The organism is Vibrio neptunius (genome assembly GCA_019339365.1).
Classification (GTDB): Bacteria; Pseudomonadota; Gammaproteobacteria; order Enterobacterales; family Vibrionaceae; genus Vibrio; species Vibrio neptunius.
In genome coordinates, this window is the sequence record CP079860.1 from 208,264 (window position 1) to 220,650 (window position 12,387).

The 12,387-nt window shown below is 43.2% G+C and carries 12 protein-coding genes and 1 pseudogene; 11 read left to right on the forward strand and 2 right to left on the reverse strand.

Annotated elements, in window-relative coordinates; translation table 11 throughout:
* Nucleotides 1-22: 22 nt before the first annotated feature.
* The 3 genes and pseudogenes from KW548_17605 to KW548_17615 all read left to right on the forward strand — a co-directional run bounded on the left by KW548_17605 (nucleotide 23) and on the right by KW548_17615 (nucleotide 4,337).
* Nucleotides 23-2,258, forward strand: a pseudogene (locus tag KW548_17605) (cytochrome C peroxidase).
* 85 nt (nucleotides 2,259-2,343) lie between these two features.
* Nucleotides 2,344-3,027: a response regulator gene (locus KW548_17610; GenBank protein ID QXX08928.1), complete on the forward strand. Its 684-nt coding sequence runs from the start codon at nucleotides 2,344-2,346 to the stop codon at nucleotides 3,025-3,027.
* Nucleotides 3,024-4,337 (forward strand): HAMP domain-containing histidine kinase, encoded by a 1,314-nt coding sequence (locus KW548_17615; protein QXX08929.1) that lies wholly within the window; start codon nucleotides 3,024-3,026, stop codon nucleotides 4,335-4,337. The genes KW548_17610 and KW548_17615 overlap by 4 nt, the downstream gene beginning before the upstream one ends.
* Here KW548_17615 and KW548_17620 read toward each other — a convergent pair.
* Entirely contained in the window at nucleotides 4,294-5,214 is a 921-nt protein-coding gene (locus tag KW548_17620; GenBank protein ID QXX08930.1) for a DMT family transporter, read from the reverse strand. The genes KW548_17615 and KW548_17620 overlap by 44 nt on opposite strands.
* Before the next feature lie 713 nt (nucleotides 5,215-5,927).
* Here KW548_17620 and KW548_17625 point away from each other — a divergent pair.
* From KW548_17625 to KW548_17655, 7 genes are all read left to right on the forward strand, one after another.
* Nucleotides 5,928-6,374, forward strand: a complete 447-nt coding sequence (locus KW548_17625) for a hypothetical protein (protein QXX08931.1) — start codon at nucleotides 5,928-5,930, stop codon at nucleotides 6,372-6,374.
* 886 nt (nucleotides 6,375-7,260) lie between these two features.
* Nucleotides 7,261-7,518: a hypothetical protein gene (locus KW548_17630; protein QXX08932.1), complete on the forward strand. Its 258-nt coding sequence runs from the start codon at nucleotides 7,261-7,263 to the stop codon at nucleotides 7,516-7,518.
* Nucleotides 7,519-7,824: 306 nt separating this feature from the next.
* The gene (locus tag KW548_17635; protein QXX08933.1) at nucleotides 7,825-8,031 is read left to right on the forward strand and encodes a DUF2283 domain-containing protein; all 207 of its coding nucleotides are present in this window, start codon (nucleotides 7,825-7,827) and stop codon (nucleotides 8,029-8,031) included.
* A 175-nt stretch (nucleotides 8,032-8,206) separates the two neighbouring features.
* Nucleotides 8,207-8,779 carry a hypothetical protein gene (locus tag KW548_17640; protein QXX08934.1) on the forward strand — a complete coding sequence of 191 codons (573 nt, stop codon included), beginning with the start codon at nucleotides 8,207-8,209 and terminating at the stop codon, nucleotides 8,777-8,779.
* Nucleotides 8,780-9,093: 314 nt separating this feature from the next.
* Nucleotides 9,094-9,591: a hypothetical protein gene (locus tag KW548_17645; GenBank protein QXX08935.1), complete on the forward strand. Its 498-nt coding sequence runs from the start codon at nucleotides 9,094-9,096 to the stop codon at nucleotides 9,589-9,591.
* Nucleotides 9,592-9,807: 216 nt separating this feature from the next.
* Nucleotides 9,808-10,230, forward strand: coding sequence for a hypothetical protein (locus tag KW548_17650; GenBank protein ID QXX08936.1), 423 nt, complete (start codon nucleotides 9,808-9,810; stop codon nucleotides 10,228-10,230).
* Nucleotides 10,231-11,093: 863 nt separating this feature from the next.
* On the forward strand, nucleotides 11,094-11,348 hold the full coding sequence (locus KW548_17655; GenBank protein ID QXX08937.1) for a hypothetical protein: 255 nt from the start codon (nucleotides 11,094-11,096) through the stop codon (nucleotides 11,346-11,348).
* Nucleotides 11,349-11,374: 26 nt separating this feature from the next.
* Here KW548_17655 and KW548_17660 read toward each other — a convergent pair whose 3' ends face one another.
* Nucleotides 11,375-11,533 (reverse strand): hypothetical protein, encoded by a 159-nt coding sequence (locus tag KW548_17660; GenBank protein ID QXX08938.1) that lies wholly within the window; start codon nucleotides 11,531-11,533, stop codon nucleotides 11,375-11,377.
* Between the two features lie 193 nt (nucleotides 11,534-11,726).
* Here KW548_17660 and KW548_17665 point away from each other — a divergent pair, with 193 nt between their 5' ends.
* Nucleotides 11,727-12,254 (forward strand): hypothetical protein, encoded by a 528-nt coding sequence (locus KW548_17665; GenBank protein ID QXX08939.1) that lies wholly within the window; start codon nucleotides 11,727-11,729, stop codon nucleotides 12,252-12,254.
* Nucleotides 12,255-12,387: the final 133 nt, after the last annotated feature.

Genomic DNA, 12,387 nt, shown 5'->3' on the forward strand with positions numbered 1-12,387 from the left:
ACTGCACACGAGGAAGAGACCAATGAGAAAACATGCTTGTCTACTGGCCCTGACCTTGGGGTTAACATCCCCAACCATGGCCATCCCTATCCCGGATGATCTGGACACGGAACTTCGTAAACTGATTGAACAACATAGCCTGACCGGAGAGCCAAATAAGGGCTTTGAAATACCCAGTGTCGATTCAAAAGAAGTCAAACTAGGCAAACTGTTGTTTTTCTCCAAAGCACTGAGTGGCAATAAAGACGTGGCTTGCGCCAGTTGTCATCACCCCTACCTTGGTGGAGGTGACGGATTATCACTCTCAGTGGGTACACTGGCTGAAAATGAAGATGTACTCGGCCCGGGCAGAAAAACGACCACGGGCCAGTTCTATGTAGCACGAAACACACCAACAATTTTCAATTCAGGATTGTACAAGCGCAGTTTATTTCGTGATGCTCGTGTTGAGTTTGTTGACTGGCTAGACCCAAGCAAAGGGATCAGTACCCCTGACGTTGCATTTGGTGAAGCGGACCCAAATTCAGGCGATACTCTGTTGTCTGCTCAAGCTCGCTTTCCACCTGTTACCGCATCTGAGATGCGTGGTTTTGACTTTATGCAGGATGCATCCAATGAGGCCGTGAGAGCCCATCTAGCTGCAAGGATCGGCAATTATGGCGACGCGAAAGGCGAGTTATTTCAAAACCAGTGGTTGGAAAAATTCGCAGCCGTTTATGGCGACGACAAATCACCGGAGAATCTGGTGACTTTTGCTAACATCACCCGTGCGCTCTCTGCTTATCAAGAGTCGATGAACTTTACCGACAACGCTTGGAACCGATACGTAAAAGGCGATTCAGCGGCACTGACGGCATCCCAAAAGCGTGGCGCATACCTGTATCTCTACATGCCACCCCCTCCATCTGACGGCGGAAACGAACCAGACTTTCTGCCCACACAATGTATTGGCTGCCACAACACCGACACCTTCAGTCAAACCAAGGATTCAAACTATCACCGCCTCGCCTTTCCACAAATTGGCCCCGGAACCGGAGAGCCGGGTATGGAAACCAATGACTTAGGTCGAGCCCATCGAAATGCAAGTGATGCAGACATCTATAGCTTTCGATCAGGCACGCTGTTAAACATTGAAGTAACAGGGCCATTCGGACACGCAGGAAGCTACGACACTCTCGAACAAGTCATTGAGCATTATGATGATTACCATCAGATACTTGACCAATACATTGACGAGATGGGCTGGTGCGAACAACCTCAGTTTAAAGATGTCGACCACTGCAACAGCTTGTTTCCAGATACCAGAGACAACACAGATAAAGCCGCCAAGATCATTGATGACGAAATTGCCGATGGCGCCCCCGTGTTGCAAAAACTTAACCTATCAGATCAATCGAAAGCCGATCTGGTTAACTTTATGAAAGCCCTCACCGACCCTTGTGTGAAAAGCGCAGAGTGTTTGCAAGCCTGGCTGCCGCAGCCAGAAGAATCCGATCCTGACGGGCTTCAACTGCAAGCTATTAACTATCAAGGGGTTCCCCCTTTACCTGCCCTCTAAGTGCTCGGAAGGTGACACCCTACATTCTGGTGAAAAGCTGACCAAAGATCAGGGCGAGTGTATTTCTGGCTCAGTGGAGCATTTTTACTTTGATGTACAGAGTGATAACACCACCGTCTATCTGAGCAGCCGAGACGGTCAGGGCGTTCTCAAGCTCTACTACCACCCTACGACTTGGGCATCTCAACAAAATGCGCTAGCGGAATCGGTCGGTGAAGGCACAGAACAAGTGTTGATCATCACACTGAATCAAGGGCGTCACTTCGTTAGCGCTATCTCACAACAAGGGTATCAAGGCGTTTCTATCGCTGTGGGAGAACGCCCTGCCGATAAAGAGCCTGGTGAGCATCCAAAAGCTATCTCAGACCAATGCTTGCACTCTTCTCCTGTGTCATTTGGCGAATTGCACAGCGGTACTCCTATCTGCACGGCACAAGGCGAAAATTCCTATTTTATCAAGATCACCGAGCCTAACAGCACTCTGGAAATCAGAACAAGGCACGGTTCAGGCAATACCGATTTGTACGTTAGCCCTTATTGGCCAAGTACAAACCAGTTTGAATTTTCATCTCGACGCCCCGACAGCAATGAGTACCTGAGGATAGATTCACCCATGCCCGGCTGGTATTTCATTCTTGCAGCTGGCGATGGGCTCAATCAAGGCACGTCACTGCAAGTCGATGTCTCAACACAAAAATAAAGCAATATCTCAATCGAGGTAATTACAGCCAAGCCAATAAAGGGCTTGGCTTTCACCCATTTATTATTCTTACATTTGGACACGCATGATTAACACAATACTGGTTGAAGACGATGCAGGCTTGGCAGGCAACATCATTGATTTTCTTGAACTTGAAAACATCGCATGTGATTACGCCAGTACTGGCGACACGGCACTCAATCTGATCGAAAAAAACCACTATCAAGTCATTATACTGGACATCAACCTTCCTCGGCTTGATGGCTTTAGCGTCTGTGAACAACTTCGCTCGCAAGGGGTCGCGGTTCCGGTCATCATGTTAACCGCCCGAAGCCAACTCGAAGACAAACTGAAAGGTTTCAAGGTTGGAACTGACGACTACCTGGTCAAACCCTTTGCCATGGCAGAATTGGTCGCAAGAACAAAAGCCCTAGCAAACAGAAAAAGTGGTCAACTGACCCGATTCAAAGCAGGGAACATCCTATTTGATGCCCAAGAAAATCAGACCTATATCGACAACCAGCCTGTCAAACTGCTCCCGACCAGCCTGATTATCTTGGAACAACTGATGCGCGCTTACCCGCACCCGATTTCTCGTCAATCTCTGAATCTCGCCATCTGGGAAGATCGATTGCCGAACAGTAACGCCCTTAAAGTCCACATCCATTATCTACGTAAAGCATTGATTCAACATCAGAGCAACGTCTGCGTAGTATCGGTAAGCAAGCATGGATTTAAGTTGCAGGACAGCGATAGTGACCACCAATGAAATTTAAAATATCGAGCTTAAAACACTATATGATCGCCATGCTTCTTACCGCCGCTTTGATTCTCGTGACCCTGATGTCTACGCTATGGTTGCTGCACTTTTTTAATAGTCACGACAATATGATAAAAGGAGCTCTACTTGATATCGCTTATCAAAGCGGAGAGGAAACTATTGAGTCAAATCCACGTTTCGTCAAGGCGACAACATGGCATCACTTGCCGATTGAAATTCGCCGTCACTTCAATCGTGAGCAACTGGCTCCAAACCAACTTCATCATAAGTCCGATCGTAGCAACCCCTTCTCTAGGCCCACCGAGTCCCTGTATCTGATGCCCATAACCAAGCCTGATGGCAAGGTGCACTATGTTGCTCATCATTTCAAAGAGCCGCCTAATACCCCCGACGCAAACTGGTTCGAAACTCCCGAAATTCAGGCGATGCTTTTCGGGACATTCGCATTAAGCTTGTTCCTGTTGATGTTGTTTATATTTATGTACTCAGCCGCGAAGCCGATCCAAGACCTTTATCAGTGGGCGCGACAACTTAATGCCAACAATATGAGCAGTACACCACCAAACTTCCAATACAAGGAATTGAATACGCTTGCCATGATTATTCTCGATAGCCTGCGTAAAAACCAAGCCTCACTCCAACGTGAACAGGAGTTTGTCCGCTACGCCAGCCATGAACTACGCACTCCGATTGCCGTGATTCTTAGCAGCGTAGAGCTGATGGATAAGGTCGAAAACAAATGGCAAGCAAAAAGCCACAGTGCAAAACAACGCATCAAAGACGCCAGCCTCTGCATGGCTGAACTCTGCGACACATTATTGTGGCTGAACAAGGCAGAACGCTCTCAGCTTACCACTCAATCTGTTGCATTCTCGTCACTATTGCACTCCGAAGTAGAAAATCTCAGCTATCTCATCCAAGCCAAAAACATTGAGGTGCAAATCCACACCGACAGTTATCAAACAAGCCTGCCCTACGCGGCCATTAAGATGATAGTGGCCAACCTATTGCGCAATGCCGTCCAGCACACCCATGAAGGTGTGATCACGATTATTCAGCGACAAGAAAATATTCAGATCATTAACAAAGAGAACTCTAGCCATCATGATCACGGCCCAGACAACTCGGGGTTTGGCCTAGGCCTGATGTTAGTTAAACGCTTGTGTCGACAGCTAGGATGGGACTTCAGATTTGAAAAGACGCACGACCTATGCCGTGCATCTTTATTGATTGCGCAGCCAAACCTTAGGTTGACTAAAGGTTCAGATGACGCTCTTTGCGAGCAAAACGCACCTTAAACCATGTTTTAGGCGCTTTCGTTAACAAAATGCCACACAGCAAAGGCAGCATCAGAGCCAATGACTGGTGAGACAGCATCTCACCATTGATAAACGCGGAAATAAACAGCGCAACCACTGGGAAGATCAGAAAGCAGATTGACGCCTGAAACGGTGTCGATACCTGTCCGAGCTTAAAGTACGCCACGATACCGCCAACACTGGCGACGAAACCGAGGTAAACCACCGCAGAGAGCGAATCCCAAGTAAATGAGCCAACATCGACTCGCTCTCCGATAGACGAAACCAAAAATAACAGTATAGATGCCACCAAACAGGGTAACGCGTTATAGGTTAGCACCTGTATGTCCTTGCAATGTTTTTGCACAAGCACATACATCACCGCGTGAATCGCCACAGCCAACCCCAGAGCTGCCGTGCCGATCAGGTAGTCGGAACCGCCCATCTGCATTTCATTACCTAATATGAGGCATAGGCTTATCACTGCCGTGATAAGGCCACATACCTGATGTTTGGCAAGTCGTAACCCAAGGAACAACCCAGACATTAACATCACAGCCACAGGCATGTTGGCAAAGATGATCGAAGCCAGACCGGAAGAAATGTATTGCTCACCATAAATCATTAAAGTGAAGGGAATGGCAAAGTACATCAGCGCGACAATGATCACCCACTGCCCTTTCCCTTTCGGAAAGCGTAATGGTTGCCCAAAGACTTTCGCCAGCAAAGCCAAAAGCGGAGCCGCAAGTAGAAAACGCAATGCGGTAGCAAATATCGGCGGAATAGAATGCAACGCCACTTCCATAGCAAACCAAGTGGTTCCCCATATTAAGCAAACAGAAACAAAAAGCACAAAAGTAAGAGACTTCGAATTCATGGTGATTACTACTCATTAAATCATTGTGGTAAATCATCGGCTTGTAGAGCATCAATGACGTAGCACAGTATACGGAGTTCACCAGAGAAATTTTTTGCCTTTAAACCTATCAATAATCAAATTTGGAGAAATTATTTTCCCAAATAAGCCATTTATAGAAAATTAACATCATCAAAACCTGTCAACTCAATGTCATTATTTTCTTTGCGGTTATTGATTATTTCCCTTAATTTTATGTTAAACCAAACACATCAATACCAGTGATAGATAGGCAAGAAAACCGGCGTGGAAGGTGGTGCAAGCTGCGATATCAACCTTATCCGCTCAGATCACAACAGCCATAGACTTTCCAACCTTCCCTACTTCATAGCCAAATAACAAGGCCTGATCGACGTTCAACGCAAAGTTGGCGGAAGTGAGTCAGACACCTTAAAAAACCAATGGACTTTGTTCCTGTTGTGAGTAACCTCAAAGTCGATGACGAGAGTAGTACTGGACGATATTTGATGGCGTCAAGCTAGCTAGCATTGAACGCAATCTAGCCGCAGCGAGTATATTTTGGGGCCCCGTTGCAAAAGCAGCGGTTAAAACGACTAAAGTAGCGGTTACGGTATTAAGACATTCCGATGAAGCCGCTGATTTACTTACTGCGAGCTCGAAAATGTAGGAAATTAATCTAATACTTCAGACAAAAATTCTGAGGGTACGTATTAATGATTGAAAAAGAAATATATGAGTTGACGAGAGATGACCTCAAACAATACCCCATTTGGTATTTCCCAATGGACGATACTGTAGATGATGAGTTAACTATTCGACCATTTGATGGCGACTGCCAAACAAATGATTGTCAAGTTATTGCTCGTACAGTTTTTTTTGCAAATGATGGCTCAGAATACATGGGTTATATCTATTGGAACAATCCAAATAATGTTGAAGATGTTAAACCGGTTGTGTTTGTAAATAATGAAGACTGTGTAACATTTTGGAATGGGATAGTCGAAGCTAACTGGAGTGATTATGGCGAGGAGCAGAAAGAACTGCGAAGCAAACTCCCACTAAAATACTCTTCAGAAACCGTTCAAGGTCTTGAGTCTTTGTCTGGTAAATTAGAGGGTCTCTATTATTTTGAAGATGAAAATATAGCGTTCAAACCTTAAATCTAAGTTAGATTTATCAGTGCGTTACCTTAGGCCAGAAGTGAATCCAAGTAATATCAAGAAAAGAATGGCAGGTAGATAGGTTAAGACAGGCATCGATTGACACATGATGACATTAAAACGACAGATACTTCACTGGGTGGGGTTACGAAGGGGCCACTGTGGACGTCGAGCAAGAAGAAATCTGATGTTAAAAACACTTTTAGGCATTGGAAGAAACATGATTCGGAGTTTCCTGAATTCAACAACGCAAAGAAATATATTGAAGCAGCTTAGAGCTTCATAAACAGCCTACCCAAAGGTACTTTGATTAGAACTCGCACGAATGGGAATGAAACACGATATCATAGAAAATCAATTAGATTTGGAGTTATGATGGAGGACGGGCCCCTCGGACAATGTGCAAGCCTGACCCATCACAGCATGAATATTGGAAAAATTTGGAGTACTTCAATGCCTAATAACAAAATGGCCTGTCGTGTGTGTGGTTTAATACAGTTGGATCCACCATGGGGTGAAGATGGAAAATCACCCAATTAAGATATCTGTTCTTGTTGCGGGGTTGAGTTCGGCTATGAAGATTCTACGGTAAAGGGCGTTGCTACTTATCAAAAAAATTGGCTAGAAGGCGGTTCAAACTGGGAAAATGGCGCAGAAAAACCTACTGATTGGAGTGTAGATGAGCAGTTGAAAAACATACCACTCGATTTTAGTTGATGATGCGCGTTGTATCTGTTCCGTGATTCAGAGCAGATTATCATTGTGACGCAGTTCGATGCCACAATATTAAAAATTTAAGAACAGGCACCAAGTTGCATTTTCATGGTCGAGCTGCTGGTTGTTACGCCGATGGACGTTTTATCAGATTCAGAGGAGTGCAGTAATTATGAGTACTTTGCATTACGTTAAAGCTAGCGATGTCGATCGCGATTTCTGTTTTCTAGAAGTGTCTAGAAAACAGAATGAAAGCCCTTTTATGGATGTCAGAATATCTGATGACAGACAGCTATCGTTTCATATATATAGAAGCCAATCAGATATATCGGTTTCGCCCGAAGAATGGATAGAAATTCATGAAAAAGCTTTATCTTTCTATAAGTCAGAATTAGAAAATCAAGATACTTTTGAAAGCTGGGGCAAGTAGTTGCAACCCCAACAAAGTCCCAACCAAATGGCTGGGGCTATGGCACTTCTTGACCATGTGATAGCTCATCGACTGAACTGTGTAAGATCTCAGCTAACGGCACTAGTGCAAGGCGCGAGCATACTTTGATTAATTTTTAACCCAAAGGTCATTAATAAATCGGATGTGCCCAGAGGAGCATACTAGATGCAGCGAACGCTGACAGAGTATTGCTTCCCGTGGGAAATAATGGATATGCGGTGTATCAAGTTGAAAAAATGGTACCGCTAAACTGAAAACAACACTAATTAAAAGAGATGAGTAAAAATGAGTAACGCGCCTATTCAAATAAAAGTTAGTGAAGATAATGACGAAGTGGCTTATTTATATTTGCCCGCTCATCCGAAGAAATCAGTTCCTGGAATCGTAAAAAAGCAGCTGAGGCTTGCTGATGTAATTGAAAATTATAAAGGCCCAGACATTTATCTAGATTTTGATCAAGATAATGAGTTAATAGGAATTGAAGTCACTTAACATACCAAAGGTCCGCTAGAGGCTTCAATGTAGTTTAGATAAGTACCGGTTAACCGATACTTCTAATGAGAGACAATCCGTCGATGTCGATTACCGAGTGATATGATTCTGTGGCTAATTGGTAAAAGTAAATTAAAGACAGACACCGCTTTACAGACATTCTATAGAGATGCTGATGCATTCCGAGCAGCAATTGAACTTGCAAAAGGGCTTTGATATGAGAAAAATCAATAGGGTGGAAGCGATAAAAGAGATATGCGGTAACAAATTGTCGACCCTTAACTTTAATGAACGAAAATCTGTTATTTTAGATTGGTGGGGAATTGATGAGCAAGATATTGAGCTTTCCAGACTCTCTGCTCAGTTAAGGTGTCAGATATTAGAAAATGATGAACCACCAGAAGATTGCGAAAGCCGCAAGTACGATGAGCTAATTCTCGTTGCCTTGTTATCCGAGTACAAGGGGGTTAGGAATACTTACATAGCTGAATATATGGATACAATGGGTCTTGGAGCTTTTCGCGTAGAAGGTGAAATGGAGAAACTGGAGGTTTGTCCATGTTGCAATTACAGAACATTGACATCCAGAGGAAACTATAACATCTGTGGATTATGTAACTGGGAAGATAATGGAATTAATGACGATGAGAATTATAGTGGTCCTAATCATATGACATTAGGTGAAGCACGTGAGATTTTCTTAAGAGACATAGAACAATTACCAACTAACAAATGGGTCAAGGCTTAATTTTTAAGAGGTGAATTAAGGACAGGCACTAAGTTGCTTCAGATGGGCATTTTGGCAGTTCTCTGGGCAATAATCGCTCTATTTTCTCTATTGAACCGTCTGACTTAAAGTCAATCCTTCAGAGTAAGTCTGTAGTTCATTCTCCAGTAACTGACATTGGTGGAGGTCAGTTCTCTGGAGTAGTTGATGTAGGGAAAATCATAGGTAATGCATCGCTGAATGATGGCGGTGTTGCAACTAGCAGATTAAGAATACTTTCAGACAAAGCCGGAAATCTAATTACAACCTACCCTGTAAAATAAAGAGGGCAACTAATGAGTTCACACAAGCAGTTCTGGGACACTTTTACTACTTTTCTCAGAAGTATTGAATTGGAAAATACATCTACGGTGCAATTCGTCAGTTGTTTAATTGGTTGGTCGCTTTCTAATCGGAGAGCATTTCCTGAAGAATCATGGAATTCATATGGATTAGACCAGTTAACTTCAATTGATTGTGAAAGGTATGAGATTGAATTTACGGAAGAAAGTTTACATTCGACAATTTCAAGACTTGTTAAGCAATCTCCTTCCTCTAAAGATTCTATAACTATGATAATTAGAGATGTTCTCTGGGATTGTATTGTTCATAAGTCAGAATTAAAGTGTCCTAACTGCGGAGACGATGATTTAAGAGTTTTAGTAGCTTGTGAGTCGAGAGAAATTGTCCTCGCCTGTGACATATGCTGTTGGAGCCAAAGCAAGAATGGCAATAAATATGTAGGCGACAAGAAATTACGAATTGCTGAAAAATCAGAGCTCGATAGCTTGTAATATTTTAATGTTACAAACAGTGCAAAAGCTGCCGCCGATGCTGCATTAGCTGCTGGTAGTAAATTAAGAAAGTGAATTAAGGACAGGCACCGATTTTCAGGATAATTTATTAAATAAAAGAGTTCAGGATGGAAAACCATTTAACGGTGAAACTATGAGACGCAGTGCTTCTGACGACTCTGACTTTATAATCGATTTTGATTTGTGAGAATAATTATGAATAAAGATGAGTGGTATCAGGATAGAATACTTTGGCGAGCCAATCAAAGTAACTTATTAAATAAGAGTTGCATGCTATTTTATGAAATGCCAAAAGACAACAGAGAATTTATTGTTGACTCCATTAAGGATGATATAAACCCTATTCTAGTGTTTTGGGAAAGTTCAAAAAAGTGGACTGTTTTGGGGACAAGAGCTATCTGCTCTTGTCACCACGAAACATTAAATACAGTAGATTTAGATGAAATCAGGAAAAAAGTAGTTTTACAAAGCCCTGCTGATTCAGAGAAGGAAAATATCAAAACTGACGCAAACTTGCTTTTGCTCGAGGAAACTGGAAAAAGGGTATGGGCACCACAAGGAGCTGAATTGTTTGCATTGATGAATATACTTCTAATGTTTCCTTTGAGGGAAAAGTAGTAATACTACTTCTTTTCCGCCTTTACGTAGATCTCAGAAGGGGCAATCTCGAAATACTTGAGCAAGACTGGGCATAACCAGCCTTCTTCGATGCCGTTGAGATTATACCAGTTACCTTCACACTCATCTCTAACCTATGTAAGTTTTAATGAAATTCGGGAAATACATTTTAAATTAAGGACAGGCACTAATAAATTAAGAATAAATTAAGGACAGGCACCGATTTTCAGAATAAGCGGTGGTTCCGGGCCACATCAAGCGTCTATCGTGGGGCTTGCAACTTCATGCTCCCCTGCACGCTCTATTTACCCCCTCTGCCTTCAGCATCTCCCCAAGGGGGAGTCGGACAGCCAACCGCTACCCGTCCACCCCTAAAGGGGCTCCTCAAAAGCAAAAACAGAAAGTGCGTCTAGGGCTTAAAGATCGTAAAATACCGCAGTACCTAGGGTGCAGGCTCTTTAAGGTACTGAAGGCATTAGGGTTACGGGCAGTATTGGCTACGATGCGCGTCAGGGTGTCTTGAAGTTACAAAGGGACTAGCGGATACGAAAAATATCCGCTTTACCCAAGAAAGCTTCGGGGCCAAATTTAGTGATGGTCGTTCGTTTCAAGGGTTAATTGACGATTTTGCTTCTGGGAATGTTTCACTAAATGATCTTCCGCTAATTCGAACCTTCGTTCGGGATGGCAAGACGTATACGCTTGACAACAGGCAGTTGTTTGCGGCTCATCAAGCGGGAGTTCAGGTAAAAACTGTTCCAGCTACTGCTAACGAAATAGCTAAAGAGCTACCCTAAGAAATTTACCACGGTTAATGATGGTACGATCATTAGCATTCGTGGCTCTTTGCAATAGGCGAGCTAATGAATTTTAAAGAAAAAGCAGAAGCGATATCAACAAGGGAAGATTTGGCGTCCTTTGTTGATGAGTTAAAGACTGATTTAATCCAAAACCCCAAAGAGTGGGAAAATCCAAATTTGGAAAGGTTTTTGGATGCTATGAGTGCATGGACTTTCTCTATGGATAATTTGTACAAAAATCTCGGGAGAGAGACCCCTATCCAACCTAGCTGGAAAGCTTTCGCTGAAATTTTACTTGCAGCAAAAGTTTATGAATGATCCCAAAGCCCGCACTAGCGGGCTTTTTAATGCGCAGCTTGCTGGATCACCGTGTCCAGCACATCCATCACAAACTTCTGTTTGGACTTCGGTAGCTGACTGTTCTGTTCAACCTGCTTTAGCAGCTTAGGGGCTGGCGCGCGCTTTTTACCGTTGGTTGGCAGAATGCCAATCAGCTCTTCCACCAATACTGCTAATAATAAATTGAGATAATAAATTAAGGACAGGCACTAAATTGCACAAAGGTCATAATTCTGTAGTCCATCGAACGGATGGTACAACTGTTCCGGCTAACCGCATCTGGGTTAGAAACAATGGTTCTGGTACATTCCACGCCTATCCTGTCGAATTAAAATATTAAATGTAGAGGAGAGTTGAGTGAAATTCGGTATTCAAGTAAGCAACCCTAAAGTCTCGGGGAAAAGAGATCCTGATGATGAGACTTTGGATGAATGTGTCGAGACCAGCTTTTTATTAAATACAGAAATGGCCTTAATTGAGTGGCTTGGGGTATTTATCCCTCTACATTATAAATATTCAATTAGTATGATGTTGCTTGATATCATTATGATGCTTCACCTGTTACTAGATCAAAAGGATGGTGAAACCGAAATCACATGGACCTCTAGCGATTTTAATGCTAGCTGGGCTATGTCTTGGCGGGGAGATGATTTAACTATCGATGCCCGATGGAATTCAGTAATCGGCAAGACTGAAAATCTATTAAATGATCTGGATGAGCTTAAAATTAGCAAGTCAGAATTTATCTCTGAGTGGAAAGTATTGCTGGGGACTGTAATGGATGCGTTGATTGAGTGTGGTTACAGTGAGGCTAACGTTAAAGGCTTTGAGAGGCTTCAGAGTGTTTATTCACGAATAAACGAGGTTGGCCTATTATATAAATAAACTAATGTTACAAAGAGTGCAGACAATCTTGCCGGCTATGCTCATAACTATCAGAAAAGTGTTGGTGCGTCTCAGCGCCTACCCCAAGTGCTTCAATCGGGTGGTAATAAGTTAAGTAGCCGTGTAGCTAACG